Annotated in this window: 20 protein-coding genes; 5 read left to right on the top strand and 15 right to left on the bottom strand. The window is 43.2% G+C overall.

The genetic code is table 11. The features are described from left to right. Positions 1 to 166: 166 nt before the first annotated feature. From ID165_RS01600 to ID165_RS01565, 8 genes are all read right to left on the bottom strand, one after another. Positions 167 to 1,147: a FecR family protein gene (locus tag ID165_RS01600; RefSeq protein ID WP_192348663.1), complete on the bottom strand. Its 981-nt coding sequence runs from the start codon at positions 1,145 to 1,147 to the stop codon at positions 167 to 169. Positions 1,148 to 1,261: 114 nt separating this feature from the next. Then, entirely contained in the window at positions 1,262 to 1,864 is a 603-nt protein-coding gene (locus tag ID165_RS01595; RefSeq protein WP_192348662.1) for an RNA polymerase sigma factor, read from the bottom strand. Positions 1,865 to 2,303: 439 nt separating this feature from the next. Next, a complete protein-coding gene (locus ID165_RS01590; protein WP_192348661.1) occupies positions 2,304 to 2,489 on the bottom strand; it encodes a hypothetical protein in 186 nt (61 codons plus the stop codon). Positions 2,490 to 2,495: 6 nt separating this feature from the next. Then, the gene (locus tag ID165_RS01585; RefSeq protein WP_192348660.1) at positions 2,496 to 5,543 is read right to left on the bottom strand and encodes a TonB-dependent receptor; all 3,048 of its coding nucleotides are present in this window, start codon (positions 5,541 to 5,543) and stop codon (positions 2,496 to 2,498) included. A gap of 96 nt (positions 5,544 to 5,639) precedes the next feature. Beyond that, positions 5,640 to 6,647, bottom strand: a complete 1,008-nt coding sequence (locus ID165_RS01580) for a FecR family protein (protein WP_192348659.1) — start codon at positions 6,645 to 6,647, stop codon at positions 5,640 to 5,642. Positions 6,648 to 6,724: 77 nt separating this feature from the next. Continuing rightward, a complete protein-coding gene (locus ID165_RS01575) occupies positions 6,725 to 7,330 on the bottom strand; it encodes an RNA polymerase sigma factor (protein WP_192348658.1) in 606 nt (201 codons plus the stop codon). Between the two features lie 504 nt (positions 7,331 to 7,834). After that, positions 7,835 to 8,167: a nuclear transport factor 2 family protein gene (locus ID165_RS01570; RefSeq protein ID WP_225586942.1), complete on the bottom strand. Its 333-nt coding sequence runs from the start codon at positions 8,165 to 8,167 to the stop codon at positions 7,835 to 7,837. A gap of 93 nt (positions 8,168 to 8,260) precedes the next feature. Continuing rightward, positions 8,261 to 8,803, bottom strand: coding sequence for an NAD(P)H-dependent oxidoreductase (locus ID165_RS01565; RefSeq protein WP_192348656.1), 543 nt, complete (start codon positions 8,801 to 8,803; stop codon positions 8,261 to 8,263). An 86-nt stretch (positions 8,804 to 8,889) separates the two neighbouring features. Between ID165_RS01565 and ID165_RS01560 the strand changes: the two genes are divergently transcribed. After that, positions 8,890 to 9,261, top strand: a complete 372-nt coding sequence (locus ID165_RS01560; protein WP_192348655.1) for a helix-turn-helix domain-containing protein — start codon at positions 8,890 to 8,892, stop codon at positions 9,259 to 9,261. Positions 9,262 to 9,722: 461 nt separating this feature from the next. Here the strand turns inward: ID165_RS01560 and ID165_RS01555 are convergent, their stop codons facing one another. Together ID165_RS01555 and ID165_RS01550 are read right to left on the bottom strand one after the other, a co-directional pair. After that, positions 9,723 to 10,409: a LytTR family DNA-binding domain-containing protein gene (locus tag ID165_RS01555; RefSeq protein WP_192348654.1), complete on the bottom strand. Its 687-nt coding sequence runs from the start codon at positions 10,407 to 10,409 to the stop codon at positions 9,723 to 9,725. Then, positions 10,400 to 11,650, bottom strand: a complete 1,251-nt coding sequence (locus ID165_RS01550; protein WP_192348653.1) for a sensor histidine kinase — start codon at positions 11,648 to 11,650, stop codon at positions 10,400 to 10,402. Before ID165_RS01550 ends, ID165_RS01555 begins: the two co-directional genes overlap by 10 nt. 66 nt (positions 11,651 to 11,716) lie before the next feature. Here ID165_RS01550 and ID165_RS01545 point away from each other — a divergent pair, with 66 nt between their 5' ends. Continuing rightward, positions 11,717 to 12,598, top strand: a complete 882-nt coding sequence (locus ID165_RS01545) for an ABC transporter ATP-binding protein (protein ID WP_192348652.1) — start codon at positions 11,717 to 11,719, stop codon at positions 12,596 to 12,598. Then, a complete protein-coding gene (locus ID165_RS01540; RefSeq protein WP_192348651.1) occupies positions 12,595 to 16,164 on the top strand; it encodes a M1 family aminopeptidase in 3,570 nt (1,189 codons plus the stop codon). Before ID165_RS01545 ends, ID165_RS01540 begins: the two co-directional genes overlap by 4 nt. A gap of 3,060 nt (positions 16,165 to 19,224) precedes the next feature. Here the strand turns inward: ID165_RS01540 and ID165_RS01535 are convergent. The 4 genes from ID165_RS01535 to ID165_RS01520 form a co-directional block, all read right to left on the bottom strand. Then, positions 19,225 to 19,884, bottom strand: coding sequence for a DUF6266 family protein (locus ID165_RS01535; RefSeq protein ID WP_192348650.1), 660 nt, complete (start codon positions 19,882 to 19,884; stop codon positions 19,225 to 19,227). A gap of 257 nt (positions 19,885 to 20,141) precedes the next feature. Continuing rightward, positions 20,142 to 20,336, bottom strand: coding sequence for a hypothetical protein (locus ID165_RS01530; protein WP_192348649.1), 195 nt, complete (start codon positions 20,334 to 20,336; stop codon positions 20,142 to 20,144). A 17-nt stretch (positions 20,337 to 20,353) separates the two neighbouring features. After that, positions 20,354 to 21,250, bottom strand: coding sequence for a terpene synthase family protein (locus ID165_RS01525; protein ID WP_192348648.1), 897 nt, complete (start codon positions 21,248 to 21,250; stop codon positions 20,354 to 20,356). Next, a complete protein-coding gene (locus ID165_RS01520) occupies positions 21,234 to 21,836 on the bottom strand; it encodes a hypothetical protein (RefSeq protein ID WP_192348647.1) in 603 nt (200 codons plus the stop codon). Before ID165_RS01520 ends, ID165_RS01525 begins: the two co-directional genes overlap by 17 nt. Positions 21,837 to 22,291: 455 nt before the next feature. On the opposite strand from ID165_RS01520, the gene ID165_RS01515 reads away from it, so the two are divergent. Both ID165_RS01515 and ID165_RS01510 read left to right on the top strand, forming a co-directional pair. Continuing rightward, positions 22,292 to 22,744: a MauE/DoxX family redox-associated membrane protein gene (locus ID165_RS01515; protein WP_192348646.1), complete on the top strand. Its 453-nt coding sequence runs from the start codon at positions 22,292 to 22,294 to the stop codon at positions 22,742 to 22,744. Positions 22,745 to 23,011: 267 nt separating this feature from the next. After that, a complete protein-coding gene (locus ID165_RS01510) occupies positions 23,012 to 23,296 on the top strand; it encodes a hypothetical protein (RefSeq protein WP_192348645.1) in 285 nt (94 codons plus the stop codon). A gap of 42 nt (positions 23,297 to 23,338) precedes the next feature. Here the strand turns inward: ID165_RS01510 and ID165_RS01505 are convergent, their stop codons facing one another. Then, positions 23,339 to 24,703 (bottom strand): RagB/SusD family nutrient uptake outer membrane protein, encoded by a 1,365-nt coding sequence (locus ID165_RS01505; RefSeq protein ID WP_192348644.1) that lies wholly within the window; start codon positions 24,701 to 24,703, stop codon positions 23,339 to 23,341. Positions 24,704 to 24,806 lie beyond the last annotated feature (103 nt).

The following is a 24,806-nucleotide window of genomic DNA, read 5'->3' as shown; positions in this document are numbered from 1 at the left end:
CACAAAAGGCAAGTCTGATAGCAAACACTATTTTTTTTGATAAATTTGAATTCATAGATTTAATTCTTAATTCGTTAAGGATTGTTTATTGCCCGAGCTGTTGCAGCAGTTTCGGGCTTTTTTTAGGAAAAAAGCGGCAATCACATAGTTTTTAGTTCATTGGCAGTTATTGGTTACAAGGTGGTCCTGATAGTATTACCCGGTTGTCTGAAGTCTTTGTATAGTTGATTTGTGTGATGAAATGAAGATTTTCCATGATGTTCTCCAATGAATCAAAATAAAATTCTCCGCTAACCCTACAGTTTTTGAGTGCCTCATCTTTGAAAACAAACGTGACATCGTACCATCTTCCAAGTACATTTATCGCTTCCTGAATAGAGAGATTCTCCAACAGAATCAGCTGCTCTTTCCATGAGAGAACATTGTCCAGTGATACCTCATTGACTTCAAGCTTGGTGGAATTTTGATCAACCAGCACCTGCTGGCCCGGGGCTAAGTCAACAAAATTTGACGCTGAAGTAGCCACCTGTACTTTTCCGCTTGCTACACTTACGGCTGTTTTTCCGGAATCCCCGTAGGCCGAAATATTGAAAGATGTTCCAAGTACTTTGGTAGTCACCTTCCCTGATGTTACTACAAAGGGCTTTTGCTCATCCCTTGCCACTTCAAAAAATGCTTCTCCTTTAATAGATACCGCTCTCTGGTTTAGATTTTCAAAACTTATCGGATATGTGATGGAGCTCCCAACATTTAACAATATCACAGAGCCGTCTTCCAGTTCCACGGTTTTCTGCTCTCCTATCCCTGTACTTTGGGTAACGAACTCAATTTTTTCGGTACCGAAAAACTGTTGATAAGCCACAAAAGAAAATGACAAAATCAGCAATAGGGAAGCAGCAATCTTCCAATAAGAAACCAAGGACTTTACTTTTCGCTCAGATTCACCGGATTTTGCAGGGGAAATAGTCTCAGTAATGCGCTGATATATCCTTTCTTGGATTTCCTTATGCTCATCTGCGTCCCAACTGTTGGATATTTCATCCAATTGAACTTTTTCACAATAAGAAATCAGAATTTGCTTCTCCGCTTCAGAACACGTGCCGTTGTTGAATTTGTCAACTAGTTTTAATAATTCCTTCTTGGTCATTTGTATGCTTTTCAACAACAAGACGTACTTTGAAAATTAACTCACGGTGGTATGGCATCAAAAAGCCACAATTAACAAAAGGGTAATAAACACGCCTTTTTAGCTAACACAGACTTAAACTTTGCTTAGCAAATAGTCACAAAAAAAGTATAATGCCACAGGTACCACAGATTCCCTTGCATACTGCCTGATGTATTTCATTGCAATAGTCAACTGATTTTCCACTGTTCTTCTCGAAATGTTCAGGAGTTCAGAGATTTCCGATATCGGGACATACTCTATCCTACTCAGGATAAATATTTGCCTACATCTCTCCGGAAGTTCTTCGGCGGCTTTGACTATAAGTCCCAATTTTTCCTCAATTTCCTGATGTTCTTCAGCTGTTCTGCTCTCACTTGGAAGTCCTTCAATTATTTCCTGCTGCAGTTCTGAAAATTTAACCTCCCGAAGTTTGCTTATTGACTTGTTTCTGACTGCGTTGAATAAGTATGATTTGAAATTTTGGATGCTATCTTTCCCACTCCGTGTCCAAATATTCAAGAAAACTTCCTGCAATACATCTTCAACCATCTGCCCCTCAGATAGAATATTGAAAGAATAATTAAAAAGTGGCTTCCAAAACTCAAGATAGAGATAATCAAAAGCCTTTTTATCTCCCTTTTGAATCAATAATGAAATCTCATAATCGGGCAAAGAAGAGTAATCTATACTATTCATATCGCATTCATTACAGTATCAAAACACGAGAAAGGAACCGGAAAATTGAAATTAAGGAGGTTAATTTTTCATTATTATTCCCATAGAAGTTGGTAGGTTCGTATAGGTAAGAGTAATAAAGGGGCCATTATCAAAATTAAGATCTATATATACTCCATACGGCCATATACCTATAATAGTCATTCTGAAAAATTGCTAACTTCTGTCCCTTTTGCGATGAAGCCGTTTATTCAGGCTTAAAATATTTTGAAGAAATATCACCAAATCCAGTGTTTGAAACCATTATTTTGTTGATCCTATCCTTGACAGTCACATTCTCAAATGATTTTAAACCTATGCGATTTCTTGATGTAGAAGCCGGGCTTTTCAAGATAAGCCAAAAGCCATTGGTTTTTTGTTCCAATGGCTTTTGGGATGAGTTTATTTCAAGTTTTGGTAATCAGTAATTGGTTTTATTAATCCTGTTGTAGTCGGCAACTTCCCCGGGACTCAATTTTTCCAACCTCCCTTTTGGTAAATTTACTCTTTCGGGTGTGAGCTTTGGTAGGTTGTTCTGTGTGTTTGTTCCCTGTATTTTCCAGATTAAAACGACTGCGGACAGCACAAACAGGTTGAGGTTTTTCATGCTTTATCAATAGGTTTTGAATCTTAACCCCAAATTTCCCCATCTTGAATAGTAGGCATCATTCTGTGGTCTCCCATCTCTGAATACATCTGAGATAGGCTGGTTAGTGATGTTGTTGATGCCTACAAACAAACTAATCCTATCGGTAAGTTTTTGGGATGCCGAGAAGTCCAATTGGTGACGCCCTTTTTCCAGAAGATCATTGTTGGGGTCTTCACTCAGTTCTGAATTGAACGTACCATAAAAATACATGGATACCCTTCCCGAAAATCCGTATTTTTCATAGGACAGCGAAACATTGCCCACATGCGGTCTCATTTCCGGAAGCTTTACTTTTCTGGTTGAGTTTTCTCCTGGAACCTCAAACTTGCTGTATACATAGGTGAAATTGGCGTATACACCCAAGCCATTCCAAACGCCCGGCAGAAATGTCAATTGTTGCTGCCATGCAAATTCAAACCCCCTGGCCAAAGCATCAGCCCCGTTAATGGTCTGCCGGACCAAATAGCCGTCGTAAGTTCCTCCCTCTTGGGTAAAGGAGGTGTCAAAGATGTAATTCTTCAGGTTTTTCTGAAACACCCCGCCTGAAAGCAGGCCTACAGACTTGAAATAATGTTCAAACAGTAAGTCATAATTGACAGAGGTAGCCTGAACCAAATCAGGATTTCCTTTTGAGATTCTCAATCTGTTGGTTTCTACTTCTTCCCAGGGAACCAAATCGTAATAGCTGGGTCTTGCCAAAGAGCGGGTCACCGCTGCCCTCAAGTTGGTATGGGGTGTCACGGCAAGTTTTAGATTCAGTGAAGGAAAAAACCCGTCAAAGCTTTTGTCGGTATCGACGGAAACCGTATTGACATAATTCCCGGTATCGTCAAAGTTTACCTGATTTCCATTGTATTTGAATCCGGTGCTTTCGTAGCGTAACCCCGTGATTACTTTCAGCTTTTTGTAGTTTAATTCAGTCATGGCATAATATGCCAGCAGATACTCATTGCCGGTAAAGGAGTCCGGGTCTGTATTTTGTCTGGTGTAGTTGTCATTCACCTTAAACAGTTCAGGATTTTCCTGATAATATCTTTCCATGGATTTGGCTTCCGGAAAATTGAACATCTGATATGCCCCCAGGTAATGGTCGTCTTTTTGGTAGGTGGACAAGTAGTCTGACAGTAAGAATTGGCCGTTTATTAGATCATGCTGAAAATAATTCCTAAACCGGTCATTGTATTTGTACTTCCCCCTGCTTCCGAATTTTAGATTGCCGGTGACTTCACCCAATTTGATTGTCTTTTGAAGATTGATGGAGTATTGACCATCCCTGTCCATGGAAGAGTCATGCCTGTTGATGTACCGGCTTGTCGTATACTCCGTGGGATCATAGGGGTTCTCCTGGGTGAAGTTAACCTGAGGTGCCTTTGGATCACCCAGATCTAAAGTTCCCTGTAAACCATTTCTTACAAATGCAGCACTGTAATAGGTAGGCTGGTCATATTTCCCCAATGAATAAGTTAAATCATAATCCAGTTTCCAATCTTTAAAGAATTGCATTCCACCTATTGAAGCCTGGACCAAATCCCGGTGATAATCCCTCCAGTTTCCGGACTGGGTGATTCTGACATCCTTCAGCCGGCTTTCTGTTTCATAGGAACGGATATTGATGATCCGCTCCAACCTATTCTGGATTTCGTAATATTTGTTGTACGATGCCCTTAAATAAAATGTGGAGCGTTCGGAGGCATAGTATTTAATCTCGCCGTTGAGTGCCAAGTTATCTCTTTTGATCTCGTAACCGTCCAGATCGATGTTGCTGAGCAACACCCGGTCTTCTTCATTAACAGAATATGTTGAATAGCTTTTGTCAACCCGGTCTTCTGCCCTCCAGTTTCTGGAATAACTGGCTCCCGCCAGATAACTCCACTTGTTTTTCCTTTCTCCGTAGGTCAATCCCAAATCATACGTTCCTTTTCCAAGAAGCCCGTTATATCCGCCTGACACCTTGGCATCAACCATCCTTTCATTGATTTTGGGAGATTTGGTTACGATATTCACTGCCCCTCCTGTGCCATCGGCATCTCTGTCAGGGGTTAGGGTTTTTATGACCTCTATACTTTCTATTGAATTGGCCAATATACCGTTGAGGTCCGTTGTCCTACTTCCCGCACCGGTAGATGGAAGTCTGTTGCCATTCATGGTCACACTGCTCAAGCCTTGTCCCAATCCCCTGATAATAACATCTCTTGGAATACCATAGCTATATCCCACGGCTACGCCCGGAACCCGCTGCAATGACTCTCCCACCGTAAGGTCGGGAAAACGCTCTATCTGTTCCTGTGACATCACATATTTTATATTTTCCGCATTCTGCATTTGGCTCAATGCCTTGACCTCTCCCAATCTGATTCCGGAAATGGTTACTCCCTCTAACTCATTCATCTTGGAATCCAATTGAATCCTGATTGGAGGATTTTCCCCGGCATTTACTCCGGTTTTCACAGTTACCGACTCGTATCCCATACAGGACACCTGAATAGTCACCTCACCCTCTTCCAAGTCTCCAAAATAGAAACTGCCATCTTCTTTAGACAATACAGTTTTTTTCTGTTGCGGGAGACTTACCACAACAAATCCCAAAGGGATATTTTCAGGCATTCCGATCAAGTACCCCGAAATACTCCCTTTCAGGACTTTGGCCGATGGCAGCTTGGATTCGGTAATTACCAGCTGGTTTGAAATTACCCGGAAGGAGAGGCCATTGGGAATAAGGACTTCATCTAACAGGGCTTTTACAGGCCGTTGCCCTGAGCCTAGTGTGATGGGTTGTTGCAGTTTTGATTTTAAAGAGTTGTCGTAAGAAAAACCAATTGCCAACTGCTCAGTCAGTTGACTGATAATATTTTCCAAGGGCTCAGTGCCTGACCGGAGCGATATGGTCCGGTCCAATAGATTACCGGCACCGGCGTTGTTTTGTGCAAAAGACTGACTGTAGCCCATACCCAATATCAGGGGAAGGCAACAAAGTAAAATTATCTTAGTTGTGAGTTTTGTAAATAATGTCATATTTTTGATTGCTTTTAAATGTTTGCATTTAGAACTTGGATTTTCCAAAATCCATAATCCGGGTGTGCGCCAACACACTCGGATTTTATCCCGCTTTTACTGATTTACATAGGCTTCCGGTTTACTGCTTGTTTTACATGCTTTGCCTGTGATGGAAATTCTCCGATTGCTCATCGTGTAGTCCAATCCCATGGTATTGCTGATTACTTCCATAATCTGTGAGATATTCATTCTTCCCAGTTTCCCGGAAATTCGGCATTGTTTCAATTCGGGGATTTGAAAACCGACTTTTACCGCATAGGTCCGTTCCAAGATTTTGGAGAGGTCGTCAAGGGACATTTCATTCAGATAGATCTCACCGCTTATCCAGGCCAAATCCTCTTTAAGATCAGCCTTATCTTTCGTAAGGCCCCCATCATTGGCATCAATGTAGGCGGATTCGTTTGGATACAGAATCACTTCATTGAGTCCGCTTTCTATGGCTTTGCCGCCCTGCTGGACCAAAACTTTACCCGACTTCACGGATACGGATGCGCGTTCATCCGGATAGGACTTGACATTGAATTCAGTTCCTAATACCTGTGTAACAAACTGCCCGCTGACGACAATAAACGGCCTGTCCTTGTCATGTGAAATCTCAAAGAATGCCTCGCCTTCCAATTTCACACGGCGTGTAGAACCCTGAAAGTCCCTCGGATGCGATAGCATGCTGGCCGAATTTAAGATAACGGTACTACCGTCGGGAAGAGTAATAGTTGACCTTTGGCCGGCGACGGTGTGATACTCCTTCCATATCTCCTGGCTCCGGCCGCGACTGTCCGATCGGTCGATCAAAATATAGAGGCCTGCAAAAATCAAGAGAAGTACCACAGCCGCAAATTCCAGAGGGATTGTTCGTAAGTGGGTGGCTTTTTGTTCGATTTTCCCGTTTTTCAGGATCCTGCCCCAAATTTTATCCGATACTGCATCCTTATTGCCCATAGACTCCGGATCCCACTCCTTGATGCGAAGTGACTCCCTTTCAAAAAAAACGTCGAGCCGGTTTTTCTCCTTCTCAGAAAGTGAATTGTTGAGATAGCTGTAAAAAGGGTTCTTTGGATCCATGCCCATTTTGGTGGTTATACCTTAGAGAGCATCTTGGCAGGCAAATCACCCACGCAAAAAATCCATTCTGAGCGGAATTAACACAACGTTAAAATTGACCCGAATTCTTTAATGGGAAGGTCTTCAAAAATTAACAGGAAGTAAACGGCCAGCAATTGTGGCATCAACGTTTTCAGTGACTTCAATGCCCTATAAATTTGATTCTCTACAGTCTTGGTGTTAATACCCAATTTTAATGCAATTTCCGGGTTGCTCATGTTTTCGAACCTACTCATCACAAAGATTTCCTTGCAGCGTTCGGGAAGACGGTCCAAATGGTTGAGTATTGCCTGTTCGATCTCCCGGGTATCCATACTGGCTTCAGCCTGGACAAGCAAATCAATGGAATTCAATGCATTAAGATGTCTCTCCTTTAGCTTCTCTTTTTGAAGCACCTTGAACACGGCATGTTTGACGCATGTGAAAAGATACTGGCTTGGTTTTTCAATATTCAAGTCCGTTCTCCTGTTCCAGATTTCCAAAAATACATCCTGAACAATATCCTCAGAAATAGAGGAGTCCTGCAAGATGGAAAAAGCTTTTAAAAAAAGATGTTCCCAATGCCTCTGATAAAATTCATGAAATGCTAGATGGTTGGATTGTTTGATCATTTCGATCAAAATGCCGTCTTGTAGGTTTTTCACGGTTTAGTGCTGAATATGCTACAATTCTAGAATTTTAAATGGGATGGGAGAATTTAAACCGTTTATCAAAACATTAAATAATCCTGCAGATGGTTACGGGAAAATCTTTGTCAAATGCTCTCAAATCTCAAGTATGGAACCAAAAATCAAGGTCAGTTCTCATTACCAATGACGGAACGTATATCCTTTGCTGACTGATATTTCCTTCCTAAAGACCAATAAAAACTTTCTTTTCTATAGCAACCGGGCATTGTCATTTTTGTGGTGTCATTCCCAAAACCTACCGCTGTATTCCTGCAGCCTTTCATGACTAAAGAATCTCTCAACTCATTTTTATCCGAAATTTGAAAACCAAGAATTGGCAGTATTTGAAAGAGAAGTCGGTTCCGGGAATGTTTTTTTATCAGATGGCCCAAAAATGACTTCCAAAATGATCTCAAAGATTTAATTACGATTTAGGTACGGTATTATGAAATTCTATCCATCTACATCCGAAAAAAAGGTCTATAATTCTACCAAGTAGGTCGTGATGGATTTAATTTTTGCTCCTTTGGCTCCATTAAATATGAAAAACTCAGCAAACGCAACTGATTTACCATTCTTCCCAGTGATTTTGCCATTGATTGCTCCCCCTTTACCATGTGACAATACCTGATCAATAACAAGTTCATCAACATTTGCTGATGTTCTTTTCTTCAGTTCATGAATAAAATTCCCCTTGCCCTCTGCTTTCTTGTCACCTACTATATTCCAGACAATTTCATCTGTTACGCTTTCAGTCAGGAACTCCAGATCTTCTTTCACGCAGGCAGTTTTAAACTCTTGTAAGAATGCCATTTTTGGTGAGTTTCCGCAATTTGGATTAGTTATTATGTTAGTCATGTCCAGGTCTATCATGGTTGAAATTTCATGCCCATTAATTTATAAAATTCAAATTTCGCCCAATTGATTAATCAGTTTCTCCGCATGGGCTTTTGCCGTACTTTTTATCTCTTCATGGGTGTAACCATCAGCCTGCGAGGTTCTGAAAGAATAAACAGGATCTATGAAGTTCATTTGGGCAAAATAAGAGGTCTGTTCCAGATTCTTGCAAAATTCATGCACCCTAAAATGATGCTTTTCCAAGAGCGTATAATCTTTTTCTTTACCCCCTACGGTAAAACTCGCCAAGAAATTTTTCCCTTTCAGTTTATCCCCTTTTGAACCGAAAGCAAACTGATGCTCAAATACCACATCAAACCATTGCTTCAAAATAGCCGGCATGTTATACCAATAAAACGGATATTGGAACAACACCGTATCATGCCTCACTAAAAACTCTTGTTCTGCTTTTGGATCAATTTTAAAATCAGGGTACAACTCATGCAAATTCCTGATCTCCAAGTCAAGTTTACTGCGCTGCAACTCCTCAATGATTGTTTTGTTGGCAATTGACTTCTCGAAAGCCGGATGTGCCAGAATGATTAAAGTCATACTATAATTATTATAGTTGCAAAACTATTCCCGGCACTTTACTTTTACAATAACTATCCTTTTCGATAGGTTAATATCAGTGAACGATGAAAACCGAATGTCTAAGTGATCATGTGAGACTAAGCCAAAAAACTTATCCATGTACGGTAAGCCTAACTATGGATTTGGTGGGAGGAAAATGGAAGGCGGTAATCCTGTATCATCTAAAAGACGGAGCCAAAAGATACAGCGAACTTCGGAAGGAAATGCCTTCTGTAACAGAAATGACCTTAAGTTTACAGCTCAAACAATTGGAAAAAGACGGATTGGTATCAAGAAAGGTATATGGCAAAAAGCCTCCCATTAAAGTCGTTTATAGTCTGACTGAAATGGGAAAAAGTTTTGTCCCGATTCTGGAGGCAATCACCGAATGGGGCAACAGGCTAGTCATTGACAGGGGTGAGTTTATCAATGAATAGCCCTACTTCTTTCCTAAAAACCTAACTGAGATGAGTAGGAAATAAACTGATATCCGAACATCCCGGTTTAATACAACACGTTCCCAAAGCAATGATTGCTTCCTACCTTGGAGTTTGCCGGGAAACCCTGAGTCGGTTATCAAATCCCGTTGCCTGGCCTGTGACATACTGAAGCATGATCACAGCTTCACGGAATAGATTTCCCGTCCGATGTCTATGTAGAACGCACCATTACCTTATCCGGTAGAATTCCCGGTTTTTAGTGCCCTTTTTACCGCTTTCTATTTCATCAAACCTGAACTGTGCCCTACCCGTTTCATTGAATCGCTGCAGGATGAAATCGCCGGAAGACATGGTCCGAAAGGGCACAAAGCAGTCGGGAAGTGACAGAGAACCGAAAATTAAAGGTGGGGTTTCGGATCTGATTGAATAAATTGGGTAGGCCTCCTATGGTCTCCCTTCTATCCCAACAATCTATTTATCTCCCCTTTATAAGTTTGGCCGACGGGAATTTCAGCTCCCTTTATTTTGATCCGATTACCTTCTACAGCTTCAATTTTAGCCGTGTTGACTATATAGGACTTATGAACTCTTAGAAAGTGGCCCTTCCCCAGTTTACCTTCCAGCTCTGAGATTTTCTCAGGGCAGATTACCATCCCGTCTTGATGAAACACTTTGCAGTAATTACCCAGAGCTTCTACATATAACACTTTGTGCAGTTCCAACTGTACATGTCTCTTATCCGATTTGAGAAAGATTCTTTCCGGCTCAACTTCATGCTGTAATCCTTCAGGTTTACTGACAGCCACTTTATTTATCGCCTTGATAAATCTATCCAAGCCAAATGGTTTGAGCAGGTAATCTGAAATGTCCAGTTCATAGCCCTGCAGCGCAAACTCCCTGTGTGCGGAAGTGACGATGACTTTGGGAGGATTTGTCAGGGATCTGAGCATCTCAAAACCCGAGAGCTTCGGCATATTGATATCCAAAAAAATCAGATCAGCCTTCGCCGTTCTAAAAAACCCAAGTGCTTCAAAGCCATTATAGAAATTCCCCACTTTTGACAAAAAGGAAAAATTCTCGCAATAGCCCTCTATAATCCGATGCGCAATGGGCTCATCATCCACTATGACATAGTTTAACTCCATAGGATTTCCAATACCAAAGTATAGATACCGTTCTTTTGAGTGATTTGCAAGGAATGTTGGCCTGGATAGGTCAGTTCCAGCCTTCTTTTCAAGTTGTCCAAACCAATTCCCTGCCCCCGTATTTCTGTTTCCAAATCGTAGTTGTTCTCCACCCGAAACCTTAGTTTTTTTTGATCTGCTTTCAAAGCAATTCTAACAAATGCATCCTGGGTAAGCTTTTCCACCCCATGTTTGAAAGCATTCTCAACGGGCACAATAAAGAGCAAAGGGGCAATTTTCAACCCGTTGGCCACATCAATTTTAAACTCTATCTCCGGCATACTTCGGTGTCGCAATTTGTGCAACTCCAAAAAGCTCTCCAGATAATTGACCTCCTTGCTTAAGAAGACCTCGTTTTCCTTTCCCTCATAGATCGTGTATCGCATCATATCCGAAAGCATCAAAACGACCTCCGGAGCAGCATCTGATTTTTCCACACAGAGTCCATACAGGTTGTTTAGGGTATTGAACAAGAAATGCGGATTGATCTGATTTTTCAGCATGGCCAGTTCCGCCGCATGGTTCTGAACTTCCAATTCTTTCATTTTTTTCCATTGCTCAAAAACCCAGAGCAGCAAGAAAAATGGAATCGGAACCAACAAGAGAAAAACAGCCACTTCGTGGTGTTCCCTAAGGTAACGTTCATTTAGCCGAAGTATGGAAAATACCAGCCAAATGAGCCCGTAAGTCACCATAAGGGCGACTTGGTATTTTCTAAAAAATGCCGGTGCTACGAACCTGGCTATCCCCATCCAAAACACAATAAGCAAAAAGATCGAGACCGGATTATCCGGAATAGCAAACCATTGATCTAAAATCAACGTGCCGGAAAGGAAAAGTGCCAGAAAAAAAATCCAGCGCAAACTCCGTTTTTGAAGTCTCACTTTCTTGCTATAGTAGAACACAAGACTGGTCAGCATCCACCAGGATCCCAGAATCAAGATGTTTTCAACATATGCCTTGAAATCGATCAGGATAACTCCCATTCTATGGAGAAGGAAGGTAACGCTCAGGGTAATCCCCAGCCCCCATGCCAAGGCTTTGATTAATGCTGATTTTGGAAACATCCTTCTAAGATAATTTCCCGGACTTTTGAATAAAACAAAGATGACCAACACATCGAAATCCATGACGAACGTCTCAAAAGCCTGACGTACCCCAATACCCTGAATTTCCCCAAGTTCGTCCCCAATTCTGGGCAATTGGACATCTTAATTATTCCAGTCCGGGCAAATAGGCAAGCTTCGTCAATCCGGAAATAAAAGGCTATGAAGAACACTCTTGAAATCAGCAATCTCAGCAAAACCTATCCAAATGGCGTAAAGGCGTTGGATGGTATATCCCTCACTCTCGAAAATGGAATGTTTGGTCTTTTAGGGCCAAACGGCGCAGGCAAATCCAGTCTGATGAGAATCCTGGCCATGCTTCAAGCCACAGAATCCGGAAAAATTCTTTTCAACGGATACAATGCGCACGATCAACCTGAGAAAATCAGGTCTGCGCTAGGCTATCTCCCTCAGGAGTTTGGGGTGTATCCCAAAGTCTCAGCACTTGAATTGCTCGATCACATCGCCATCCTAAAAGGAATTACCAATTCAATTCAGCGAAAAGAACAAATTGATTTTTTACTCCGGCAGACCAATCTCCATGAACATCGTAAAAAGGCCGTTTTTTCCTATTCGGGAGGAATGAAGCAGCGATTTGGGATAGCTCAAGCCCTACTTGGAAATCCCCGGCTAATTATCGTGGACGAACCCACCGCGGGTCTGGATCCTGAAGAGAGAAACCGCTTCTTAAATCTCCTCAGTGAAATCGGTGAAAATGTAATCGTGATTCTGTCCACACATCTGGTGGATGATGTCCTGGAGCTCTGTCCGAAAATGGCTATTATGAATCAGGGAAAAATTCTAATTCAGGGAAATCCTGCCTTGCTCACAGCAAGTTTGGAAGGGAAAGTCTGGTCTAAAAAAGTTTCCAAACCGGAGTTGGCTCAATACCACCGACAGCTGAATATCATCTCTTCCAAACTCATTGCCGGAGAAACCCTCATTCATGTAAAAGCAGATGAATTGCCGGGGGAGAGGTTTGAACCCATCACACCCAGTTTAGAGGATTTCTATTTTTCCACCCTTCACACTTCCAACAAATGAAAGGCTCAAGTTTTTTCTCCTTACTCCGGTTTGAACTTGGTTACCAGCTCAAAACCAAGGCTGTTTACATTTTTGCATTAGGCTACTTTGGATTTGCATTCCTCATGGGAAGCCAAGGGGCTACTCCGGCCGGCGTGAATTACAACTCGGAATATGAGTTGTTTTTGAAGATGGGATTGATAAGCCTAGGTGCAGTATTCTCCATCATGTTTTTCGTCGTCTCCGCAGTACAGAGAGACAGTAAATTTGGGATGGAAGCACTTATCTTTTCCACTCCTCTGTCCAAACCGGCCTTCTTTTTCAGCCGGTTTCTGGGAGCTTGGTTAATAGGAATTCCTGTCTTGTTGATTGCGATACCTGGCTTCCATCTGGGAATTGCCTTTTCTGATCTGGATCCGGACAGAATTACAGCCTTTTACCTGAGAGACAGTATCCCGGTAGCATGGATGCTTTTGATCCCATCGGTGACTGTCTGTACCGTGCTTCTTTTCGCAATTTGCCTGCTTACCAAAAACTCCCTGGCAACCTACGCTATGGCTGTGTTGATCTATGCACTCTATTTCATCAGTGCCCTATTTTTGAATTCACCATTGCTGGCCAATGCTACTCCGGTAACAAGTGATGATCTGGTTATCGCGGCCCTTGCAGATCCTTTCGGTCTTTCGGCCTTTTTTGAGCAGACGAACCTTTGGACACCCTTTCAAAAAAACCGACAACCTATCTCCTTCTTAAGTTTATTGGGTTGGAACAGGATACTGTGGATGAGTATCAGTGGACTGCTTCTTGCGCTTTCCTATTTTAAATTTTCCTTCAGAGCTACTCATCAGCCCCATGGAAAAAAGAAGGGGCAATCCACTAGTGCAAGAGCTAAGTCCGCACCAAATCCTCTCTCATCCCCAATACGGGTTGATATTTGCCTCAACCATTATAGGACAATCTTGCTCTCCCTACTCAGACAAAACCTACGCTTCATTCTAAAAAGTACTGCTTTTTGGGCAGTGATGGGAACTTGGTCTGTACTTGCCATTACCGAGATCTATTCTAAAATCTATGCCGGTGGGGCATACGATGAAAGCTATTTCCCTGCCAGTCAGCTGCTGTTGGAGCAAGTGCAGCAACCTATGTATCTATTCGGTATTTTATTGCTGGTATTTTTCTCAGGGGAACTGGTATGGAGAGCGAAATCCATGAAGTTTCATGAAATCCTAGGGGCAACTCCTACCCCAAACACCTATTTCTTCCTCTCCAAACTTCTGTCACTGATAAGTATGACTGTCCTGATTATTGGGGTGACAGTGGTAATTGCTTTATGTTTTCAACTGGCCCAGGGGTATCTCAGCATGGATAGTTTGGCACTTTTCAGCCTCTTTGCTTACCCGGGATTTCCGCTATTCTTCTATGCGGCACTATTTCTCCTTATTCATAATTTTAGTAAAAGCAATTACCTAGGAATGGGGATCTCAGCCATCGGTTTCGCATTGTTTGCCGGTCCGCTCGGAACAGCGTTGGGGCTTGACCATCCTTTACTTAAAATTGGAGACCTACCTCCATTGAACTACAGTCAGCAGGCAGGATGGGGGATGAACCCGGTTGGCTTCCGGATTCTTGCTTTACTTTGGACATTTCTTGCCTGTAGTGTGATTTTATTTTCGATAAGCAATTGGAGGGGATCACTCCATCGGATAGCAGAAAAATTTAAATGGAACAAATCCATTAGAGCCGGCTTAGCTTCTTTCACAGGATTTATTGCATTGGCTTGCTTCTGCTTTTATCAAATCAATTATGTAGAGGACTATCAAAGCAGACAAGGCATCCTAGATGCAAAACAACGCTACGAACTGAATTATAAGAAGTTCGAAAAAGATGCCGTTTTGAACTATTCTGCTTTGAAAATGAACCTTGCTCTTTTCCCCTCAAGAGGAACCTATCATGCTGTGGTGGAAGGTACTATGAAGAACAACAGCGGTAGTCCCATCAGCAAAATGCTACTTACCGAAAAGCAGGAATTGAAGAAGTTAAGCCTACAAAATGCAGCTGAAATCATAAAAGAAGAAGAGTCCGGAGTTTATCAGGTAGTGTTTGAACTCCCGATCCTTCCCGGGGAGGAGATTGGATTCTCTTTTGAAATCCAGACCAATCCTTCCCTATTTTCCACCAATCCCTCAATCATCAAGGATGGAAGCTACCTTAATTTCAGGGATTTCTCCCCCTATTTTGGCTATTCCAAAGCCCGGGAAATAAGTGACAACCAGGAAAGGAAAAGGCGCGGTTTACCGTTAAAGCCTGACAGTTTCAGTTCTCCCGAACATGAGCTAAGGTTGGAACATAGTTTGATGAAAGTTGATTTTGAAGCAGAGATCAGTACAGCATTCCCGCAGATTGTGTTGACTTCAGGGGATTTGATAGACCAAAAGACCGAAGGAAACCGTACCATTTTCAAGTATAAAAGTGCCAAGAAAATGATGCCCGTGCCGGCCTTTTTCTCGGGAAATTATCATGTAGCCAGTTTGAGATCGGGAGGAAAGCTTCTAAAAGTATATTCACTTCCGGCACATGCATTCGCTTCTACCGAGACACTGGCCATCATGAAAACCAGCCTGGAAATGCTTTCTGGCACTTTTGGCGATTATCCCGATGGGGAGTTGAAAATCGTAGAAGTTCCTTCCTACTGGGGATTTGGAGGCTTTGCGCATCCGGGAATGATCAGCATGGTGGAGGATAATTATTTTCTGGTAAAACCCGAACCACAATTTCAATTTGATTTACGGCATAAGCGGGTCATTCATGAAGTGGCACACCAATGGTTTGGGCATCTATTGGCACCCAGGAACATTCCTGGGGCCACACTTTTTGTTGAGGGATTTGCCAAATATGCCGAGGCCCTGGTGATGGAGAAAGAGCGGGGAAAAGCGGCTCTTTGGCATTTGACGGACAATGCCAACCGGACCTATTTCCGGGGTAGGGCATTCGCCTCGGAAGCTGAGCCTCCGCTCGCCAAAATGCAAAGCCAACATTACCTTGCCTATGGAAAAAGTATTCTGGGTTTATTGGCTATTGAAGAATTGATTGGCCCTGAAAAACTCAAGTCGGTCATCCGAAAAATGGTGGAGGAAAACCGAAACAATCCACTTCCCAACGTACATGTTCAGGATTTTTTGGGAGGATTAAAAGCGATCAGCAGTCCAGCCGAAATTTTGTTGATCGAAGATTGGTTTGAAAAGGTGGTGCATTACGAAATCAAAATCAAAGGAGTAACTACGGATTTGCTAAGCAGTGGAGCGTTCGAATTGAAAATAGCTTATTCAGCTAAAAAACTGGAAACACGCTCCGATGGATCAATTCAAGAAATAGTTATGGATGAACCCATTACCCTATCGTTACTTTCTGCCCATCCTCAAGAAATCACTTCCGGTTCCGAAATCATAGCCTCCCGGCTATATACTTTGCACTCCGGTGATGGCGAGTTGACTGTTGTTTCCAAAGTGAAGCCAAGATGGATTGGAATCGATCCATGGGGGACCAGACCAGATGCCAATCGAAGGGATAATTTTTATAGGATAGATTAGAGAACTAAGGATTAAGGGGAGTTGGAGGTTGGATGCAGAGTGTAGGATAATAGTTAAAGGTTAAAGGGTTAAAAGTTTAAAGGTTAAGGGGCACAGAGAGACACGGAGGGAATGAGAGATACACAGAGAGATTGGAGGTTAAGGGGGTTGGATGCCGGATGCAGGGTGTAGGATAATAGTTAAAGGTTAAAGGGTTAAAAGTTTAAAGGTTAAGGGGCACAGAGAGACACGGAGGGAATGAGAGATACACAGAGAGATTGGAGGTTAAGGGTTAAGGGGGTTGGATGCCGGATGCAGGGTGTAGGATAATAGTTAAAGGTTAAAGGGTTAAAAGTTTAAAGGTTAAGGGGCGCAGAGAGACACGGAGGGAATGAGAGATACACGGAGAGGTTGGAGGTTAAGGGTTAAAAGATTAAGGTTAAAGGTTAACCTGTACAGCGTGGTGAGAACTTGAATTGATTTATTTCATACGCAAGTCCTGTAGAAAAGAAGCCTGAAGCCAGCAAGACAGAAGACGGAAGAAAAGTCCGATGATTGATGATTGATGACGGGTGTCAGGTGATAGGTGATAGGTTAAAAGATTAAGGGTTAAAGGTTAACACAGAGGAAATGTGAGATACACGGAGAGGTTGGAGGTTAAGGGTTAAGGGGGTTGGATGATTGATGACGGGTGTCAGGTGATAGGTTAAAGGTTAAAAGATTAAGGGTTAAAGGTTAAGGGGCGCAGAGAGACACGGAGGGAATGAGAGATACACGGAGAGATTGGAGGTTAAGGGTTAAAAGATTAAAGGTTAAAGGTTAACCTGTACAGCGTGGTGAGAACTTGAATTGATTTATTTCATACGCAAGTCCTGTAGAAAAGAAGCCTGAAGCCAGCAAGACAGAAGACGGAAGAAAAGTCCGATGATTGATGATTGATGACGGGTGTCAGGTGATAGGTTAAAGGTTAAAAGATTAAGGGTTAAAGGTTAAGGGGCGCAGAGAGACACGGAGGGAATGAGAGATACACGGAGAGATTGGAGGTTAAGGGTTAAGGGGGTTGGAGGTTGGATGCAGGGTGTAGGATGATAGTTAAAGGTTAAAGGGTTAAAAGTTTAAAGGTTAAGGGGCACAGAGATTCACAGAGGAAATGTGAGATACACGGAGAGGTTGGAGGTTAAGGGTTAAGGGAGTTGGGGGTTGGATGCAGGGTGTAGGATAATAGTTAAAGGTTAAAGGGTTAAAAGTTTAAAGGTTAAGGGGTACAGAGAGACACGGAGGGAATGAGAGATACACGGAGAGGTTGGAGGTTAAGGGTTAAGGGGGTTGGATGATTGATGACGGGGGTCAGGTGATAGGTTAAAGGTTAAAAGATTATGGGTTAAAGGTTAAGGGGCGCAGAGAGACACGGAGGGAATGAGAGATACACAGAGAGGTTGGAGGTTAAGGGTTAAAAGATTAAAGGTTAAAGGTTAACCTGTACAGCGTGGTGAGAACTTGAATTGATTTATTCCATACGCAAGTCCTGTAGAAAAGAAGCCTGAAGCCAGCAAGACAGAAGACGGAAGAAAAGTCGGGTTCGATTGAAGGATTTGAAAATTGAAAAATTGGAAGATTAGTGGTGTTGTTGGAGGTGGGGTGATAGAAGACCGAAGACGGGAGCCGGAAGAAAAGTACAGTGTCGGGTGTCAGGTGATAGGTTAAATGTTAATAGTTAAATAGTTAAAGGTTAAGCTGTAGTGAGGAGAGAATTTAAGATTGAATAATCTCCCAAAGTCCTGCAGAAACAGAGCAATGCCGTAGGCATGGCAGATTTTATAGCACCGGGTTTTAACCCGGTGAAAAAAAGACCAAAAGGCCATTTCCTCGGACATGAGGTATAGTGATATTACGAAGGCTTATCCCGAGGAGGTCAGCAGAGTATGTGAGTCTATATAAGTGGAGACGGAAGACAGAAGAAAAGTCCGATGATTGATGATTGATGACGGGTGTCAGGTGATAGATTAAGGGTTAAGAGATTAAAGGTTAAAAGTTCACTAGTAGTGTGTGGTAAGAATTTAGATTGATTGATCTCCAAAATCCTGCAGAAATGAAGCACCCCCAGAGGCCCGTCCGAGTGGATTGATCCGGGCGGAGGCGGCAGAGTCTGTGGATTGTCGGATTAGAAATCCTACGATAACAGCGCAACACTTATCGGGAGTCGAGCACCAAGTAGCGTTTGAATTGTAAAGTTTACCTATCAACTAAATCCGGTCCGGAGACTGCATTATCCACCGCATAAGTCAAAAGACTTGCGCGAGTTGGGTATGGAAACAAGGCCATTGTCTTCTACCTACGGTAGACAAGCCTGCCTACATATATCATTTGAAAATGAGAGTCAGTGCAGGAGGTGCCTGCCTACCGTAGGTAGGGAAAAGGGTTTTTGTATGTATTTATCAATCCTCAATTCCTCTATTGGCCAATATCGATAAAGTTGAGGTAGTTTTTCTTCGATACTTTTGAAGAGCAAAAGTATCAAGGCAAAAGCCAATCCGCTGCCTGGCCCAGTCCTAAAATCTTTCACTGAAAGATTTCTCCACGGACTGTCCGACCCGAAATCAGCCTTGAATTGCCTGCGGACAATTCATTTATTGGCTCATAGTCAGGCTAAAAACAAACGGATCTCGCTCGCCCACTCGCGAGCTAGTTTGTTTTTTTAACGCCTTCACCACCCCCAAGCCTGGCCCAAGCCTAAATTCTTTCACCGAAAGAATTTTCAACGGCTTGTCCTCCAATAAACCGGATGCTTCCAAGGGCATTCCCTAAACACTAAACCAAGGTGCTAAAAACATGAACTGTCTTGTGTAGGTAGCACAGATAGAAGCTCAAGCAAGCACTACGCCGCTGTTCGTGTCGTCACGAACGGCTAACGCTAATTCTGACCAGCGTTCTGGAAACCAGCGCAACTCCCCCTTCAGCACATATATTGACTTGGAAAATTATCCCTGTCAAAGGGGGCAAGGGGGATTTTGTAGATGTGCTTGTTTTGGAAAAGAGCGTGTAGTCCGAGGAGTAGCGCGTGGTGGAGCACCGGGCAATTCTTTATCCCCCTAACCTCCCCAGACAGACCGAATCTGAAAAGACTACTTTGGAGGAGCGTTCAGAGTAAAAGGAAAAATACACATATACCCCGCTCTCCCCAGCACCCAAATCCAGAGGTTCCCAGGGCAGTGCTATCATCTGGGTTCCCTGCTTTCTATAGGCTTCACCCTTCACAGAAAATACCCGCTGCGCTGCGGTGTCATAGACTGCCACAAAAGTCTTGTCCCCATCGCGGGCAGAACCATCCCAACTATTGGGTGTCCATGCTATGCTGAAACTCGCTGCTACCAGAGCTCCCAGCACTCCATCCTCCACTCCTGTCAGATCCCCTGAGGAGACCATTGCTTTCTGAGGGTGCAGTACAGGAACACCATCCTGCGGATAAATCCCATTCCGGAGCATCAAGCTCTTGGCCCTGTCTATTCCCCGCTTGGTGCCGATTTTAAATGCTGCGAACCCAATCGCCAACTCTCTCTTCATAGGGGACAAAAACTCCTGTACCAACGCAAAGGCCTGCTGGTTATACGACTGTAGCGCGGATGTGCCGCTTCTCCCTCCTGGCTTAGTTCTGACCAACGTCTCTCCATCTACCTGGTAGAAAACCAGATTTCCCACCTTACCGGAAATCCCGCCCAGTACTCCGTCTGTTACTTTTCCCATGATTGTCAAAGATTACGTGTAAATTATTTCTATTCGGCGAGCCGGAATCTCCCAAGATCGGCCAGGAAGACCCAACTACGTATTTTGCCCAATTAATCTCTGTACCTATTGCAATGCATCTCCGACAGTTTATTGTACCTGCATCGGAGGAGCATCGAAGGAGTATCGGTGAAACCCCGCTTTTAGTACTGTTTTTACAGACATTTATCTATCCGTATTTTTACTTAATTCCCGGAGTTTCCCCGGCCCATTTTTACTTAGAGCATGTAGTTGCGGATGATGTCTTCGGGAATACCCGAGAAGAGGGAAAAATCTGAAACGGTCACAAACTGATGGGGTTCTTTGTTTACGAAAGCACGGACCTTGTGCAGAAGTATCTGGGCATAGCGTTCACTTCTTCCCGTCAGGCAAACCACATCCTTGGGGTAAATAACAGCACGTTTTCTGAACATGATATTCCTCCTTCCATTTAATGACTTCCGGAACTTCCATTGATATATCCCTTATACCTGGAGGTATCCGCCGTCCAGGCTCCACTTCCTCCGGCCAACAGCAAGAGGCTACGGATCCAGTCCCTGCATCCATACGATTGGCTCCACACCTGCCCGGCAAGGAGCAATATCCTTTTTCTAAGGCTGTTTATTTCCTGCTGTATTCGGAAGAGGGCTTCATCTCCCATATCTTCCCTAAGGATCATCACTTCATTGTGGACATCGCCTATTGCCAGCTCCTTTTCATAGGATGCCAGGTCATTGGATAGGCAGATGTACCTCACTGTAGTGTATTCCAACAGCTCGGCTTCGCATGCAAGACCCGCTGTTTTCTTTCTGAGAAACTGCAACGCCAAGTATGCACCGGAGGCAAAAGGCCTGTATAATCTGTATTCTTTCAGTGCCGGAGGGGTGCCGTCCAGCTTAATTTGGATTTCCCATTGCAGGGCTTCCAGGTAATCAAACCAGACTATATCCCATTCCCCTTTGGCCCCGGAAAAAGCATTTTCCTGTTGGATAGCCTGATGCAGCAGCAGAAGCGCGCTACCCAAACTTTGCAGCCTGGCATCGGCATGGAAGGATTTGCCTGCTTTCAGATTCTTCAGAAATTCAATCATGCTAGGCTCCATCCGGATATCCAGCAGATCATCCAGTAAAAAGAGGCAGAGGAAGAATTTCATAATCAATTCCATCCGCTTGGGCATCTCCTCAGGAAAAAGATATCCCGCAAACCAGTTCACCTTCTGCAGTCTGCAACGCTCCAGCTCGGCGGGATCTTCGAACAATCCTGCTGCCCATGCCCACTTGAGCACCGCTACGTCCAGCGACCTGCAATGTCTATTAATGGCTACGGGAAATTCAACGACTGCCTTCATGATTGTTCATTATAGCATATTTATACCGCTCTACTGTGCTGATACTGCAATTGAAAAAGTCTGCCAGCTCCTGATTTTTCAGGTACTGACCTAAGCCGGGATATTTCTGGAGCAAGAGAGGGAAACCCACTTGAAACTTTCTCTTTTTTATTTCTTGCTGCTCCACATTCCGCTTATTTATCCGGTGCGCTACTTCCAGAGCCAGGGAATAGAATTCAGGCTTTTTGGAGAGTAATTCAGTTTCTGCGTCCAGGGTGAATCCTAGGTAAACTGTATCTGACAGGACTTTCAGCATAGTCTTGGAAGGCGTATTGCTTCTGAAGGACAGGTCATCAAATGCCACATCGGATTTGCCGAAAACACTAAAGAGCATATTCCTCTCTTTTTCCTCGTGATACAATCCCAGGTATCCTTCACAGATATAGCGGCTTTTGATATCCACCGTATCTAGCTTTTTGAGGATCTCTCCCCTGGATACTTTTCGTAGGATGAGTCTCTGAAAAACTGCCTCATAAGACTCATCCGAGAACTTCCTGATCCTGTTGTAATCAGCAATAAGCTGGTTCATATACATTCGCTTTTCCATTTTTATAACAGTAAAGTGTACTAAATCAAAACAGTAGGGTGAAAAGCTTTTTTAAGAATCCAGTCAAAAAATCAACTAATTCTTGAATGTTAATTTATTGTTAACTCCTATTCCATCCAAGCAAAAAAGAGAGTTTCCCCAATTTTTAGATCAAAAAACCCTCAAATGAAGGTTTTTTAGGAAGAAAATACCAAACACCCTCATTTGACGTAGCACACTGATAGTCAGATCACTAATTTTCTTATAGCGTTTAGGGGCATCCGGCTAGCTTCCTGGAATCAGGCTTAGGCTTGTTCCCATTTGGGTTGGATGTATGGTTAATTACCTTGCTCCTGCCCTTTCCGATACTCAAACAGAAGCTCCCAAATTCACTTCTGTGCCGGGGATCGACCTTGGGCGGGAGCTTAACCCAACCAAAATGCAGATATAACATCTTTACTATATCCAGTATAAAAATGAAAAGCCCAATATCCCTTACCTCAGTCCTAGCCGAAGGAGCCGCCTGGCTGCTGGCCGCCCTCTTTGCCTATACGGCGGTGAGTAAGGTGTATGATTGGAGCGGAACGCTGAGGGCTGTAAAAGGACAGGTATTTCCGGACTGGATGACCCTACCACTCCTGTATGGCCTACCCATCTTAGAAGTATCGCTTGCGGTGATATTGCTACTGCCAAAGACCAGAAAAGCCGCATTGGGGATAAGCTTTGTGCTGATGGCGGCCTTTACAGGATATGTAGCCCTGGTGCTTACCGGGGTTTTCGGGAGAATACCATGTTCCTGCGGTGGAATACTATCCTCTCTGGACTGGAATGAGCATTTGCTTGTAAATCTGGTTTTGATGGCCATTGCAGCTGTAGGCTGGATAATGCAATCCCATTTAATAAAATCAAAACAACCAAACCCATTATGAATTAGCTAACACCCACAGCCAGTGAACCCACGAGGTGGGTGCCTGGCAACAGCAGGGGGCAAAAAATAACCGGCCACCCCTCTCGGAAGGTAGATCTGTCCGGATCCGAGTCAGACAGATATACCAAAGCGACCGGATATTAAGTTGTAACTATACAAATTTAAACAAATGAAATCGAGCATGATCCCGTACGTACGGGATCACACGGAGAAATAATAATCCGCTATGCGAGATTCCATAAGTCAATTAAAAAACAATTATAATCTTATGAAATTAAATATCCTCAACCTCCTACGCGGAGGTGTATTTTCGCTTGCTGTGGTAGCCGCTTTTGCGTTTACCACTCCTATGAACTCTTCCTTTTACGGAACTACAGATAACGGGGTCACTTGGTATGATGTCACGAACGTAGAAGAAGGTACGAACCCGGATGAATACCAATGTCAAAACGTGTCAGGCCAATGCCTGTACTCAGAAGCCGACCAAGGCGCTCCAATCATGGACGCTACCGGAAGATTCTTACCTGGTTCAGGACTTATTCCAATTCCATAAAAGTAATTGGAATTATGGCCGGGTGACATCACCCGGCCTTTTTTAGGGGTTTATATGATCATTTAAATCCGTCTCCATTTGGGGAATGGGAAAATGCATTGGACTATTTTTTGTATCGAGCCTGTAATTGCGACCCTCTATAACCCTTATAATTTCTTTAGAATAATTGGGGTCAAAACTTAGCCGCTTAAGATCCATCCATCTTAAATACCCTCTACAAATCAATTCCCTTCTCCTTTCTTCTAACACCACATCTAGAACATTTCCATCTTCCCAAGCTAAAGGACTATACTTGCTCTCCTCAAAGCGGCTACTTCTTAAAATTTCCAACGTAGCTATTGCTCCTTCCCCATCCCCTTTTCGGGCTAGACACTCAGCTTTATTCAACAAGACTTCCGAAACTGTGATCCCGTTGAAATACCTAAAGTTACCTGTAAAGTGCCCCACAAAATTATTCCCACCAGTGGACGGATTCAGGTAAAAGAAAACCAGCCTGCGAATATCACCTTCCTTATAGGAGTTAATAACTGTAGTATCCGCGAAAAAATTTGCGTTCGAGAGGTAGCTATCTGACACTAACTGATCAAAAAACACAATCTCCTTATTCATCCTTGGTATCAAGTGCCGGGCAGAAGCCATAGGAAATGAATTTGTGCTTAAAATTTCTTCAAAATCTACCAAGTCATTTCCTATGGAAAGTGATGCCTCAGCATGGAACTCCGCCTGCCCATAATTGCCAATAGAAAGGTAAACTCTACTTAGCATTGCGTGGGCCGCTTGCTTCGAAGGTCTGGTCGAATAGTCAGCTTTATCAGGCAATAATTCCAGAGATCGGTTTAAATCGTCAATTATCAATTGATAATTCTTAGCTAACTCAGCCAAGGCCTGATGGTCATTCACGTTGGAATCAGGCTTGATAGGAACTCCCGGTAATGCTCCACTCCCATTTTCTAGATAAGCTGGTGCAAATACCTGACATAACCCAAAATAGGCATATGCCCTATAGAAATATGCACTTCCCTGTACCTGGTTAAAAGTAGGGCTATTCGATTCAGGATTTTTGTCTAAACTCTCGAGTACTACATTGGAATAAAAGATTTGTTGATAGGGACGGATCCAATCAGAAACGAAGTTTTCACCTATGAATAAATCGTCCTGCCAAATGTAGCCTCTTCGCATCCATTCCGAAGAAAATGCCAGGTATCCGGCATCAACTGTAAAGATGTCATCAGAGGCCAACAGTCCCAAAGACCCGCTGTTGTTCATCACATTTGTGTTGTCCAAAAGACCTTGTAAGTCTTCAAGTTCGGAAGGAACTACCAGAGATTTATCCGGTTTGGCATCCAGGTATTCACTACATGAAGAGAGGAGTATGGAGAATAAGAGAAGTATTGAAAAGATTTTCATGTGTTTATATTTTGATTTTAATGGTCATTACCTGTCCCGATCCGCCGCGGCGGACGGGATGGAATCTCGCATTTTTGATAATCATCCCAGTGTGTGACGTTCT

It is taken from the genome of Algoriphagus sp. Y33 (genome assembly GCF_014838715.1).
Classification (GTDB): domain Bacteria; phylum Bacteroidota; class Bacteroidia; order Cytophagales; family Cyclobacteriaceae; genus Algoriphagus.
Note: the sequence above shows the minus strand (reverse complement) of the source record. Positions and strands in the feature narration are given on the sequence as shown.

Excerpts from the sequence above, each read along its gene's own strand:
- ID165_RS01600 (WP_192348663.1), bottom strand. The coding sequence starts at position 1,147 with ATGACCAAGAAGGAATTATTAAAACTAGTTGACAAATTCAACAACGGC.
- ID165_RS01595 (WP_192348662.1), bottom strand. The coding sequence starts at position 1,864 with ATGAATAGTATAGATTACTCTTCTTTGCCCGATTATGAGATTTCATTA.
- ID165_RS01590 (WP_192348661.1), bottom strand. The coding sequence starts at position 2,489 with ATGAAAAACCTCAACCTGTTTGTGCTGTCCGCAGTCGTTTTAATCTGG.
- ID165_RS01585 (WP_192348660.1), bottom strand. The coding sequence starts at position 5,543 with ATGACATTATTTACAAAACTCACAACTAAGATAATTTTACTTTGTTGC.
- ID165_RS01580 (WP_192348659.1), bottom strand. The coding sequence starts at position 6,647 with ATGGATCCAAAGAACCCTTTTTACAGCTATCTCAACAATTCACTTTCT.
- ID165_RS01570 (WP_225586942.1), bottom strand. The coding sequence starts at position 8,167 with ATGGCATTCTTACAAGAGTTTAAAACTGCCTGCGTGAAAGAAGATCTG.
- ID165_RS01565 (WP_192348656.1), bottom strand. The coding sequence starts at position 8,803 with ATGACTTTAATCATTCTGGCACATCCGGCTTTCGAGAAGTCAATTGCC.
- ID165_RS01560 (WP_192348655.1), top strand. The coding sequence starts at position 8,890 with ATGAAAACCGAATGTCTAAGTGATCATGTGAGACTAAGCCAAAAAACT.
- ID165_RS01555 (WP_192348654.1), bottom strand. The coding sequence starts at position 10,409 with ATGGAGTTAAACTATGTCATAGTGGATGATGAGCCCATTGCGCATCGG.
- ID165_RS01545 (WP_192348652.1), top strand. The coding sequence starts at position 11,717 with ATGAAGAACACTCTTGAAATCAGCAATCTCAGCAAAACCTATCCAAAT.
- ID165_RS01540 (WP_192348651.1), top strand. The coding sequence starts at position 12,595 with ATGAAAGGCTCAAGTTTTTTCTCCTTACTCCGGTTTGAACTTGGTTAC.
- ID165_RS01535 (WP_192348650.1), bottom strand. The coding sequence starts at position 19,884 with ATGGGAAAAGTAACAGACGGAGTACTGGGCGGGATTTCCGGTAAGGTG.
- ID165_RS01530 (WP_192348649.1), bottom strand. The coding sequence starts at position 20,336 with ATGTTCAGAAAACGTGCTGTTATTTACCCCAAGGATGTGGTTTGCCTG.
- ID165_RS01525 (WP_192348648.1), bottom strand. The coding sequence starts at position 21,250 with ATGAAGGCAGTCGTTGAATTTCCCGTAGCCATTAATAGACATTGCAGG.
- ID165_RS01520 (WP_192348647.1), bottom strand. The coding sequence starts at position 21,836 with ATGGAAAAGCGAATGTATATGAACCAGCTTATTGCTGATTACAACAGG.
- ID165_RS01515 (WP_192348646.1), top strand. The coding sequence starts at position 22,292 with ATGAAAAGCCCAATATCCCTTACCTCAGTCCTAGCCGAAGGAGCCGCC.
- ID165_RS01510 (WP_192348645.1), top strand. The coding sequence starts at position 23,012 with ATGAAATTAAATATCCTCAACCTCCTACGCGGAGGTGTATTTTCGCTT.
- ID165_RS01505 (WP_192348644.1), bottom strand. The coding sequence starts at position 24,703 with ATGAAAATCTTTTCAATACTTCTCTTATTCTCCATACTCCTCTCTTCA.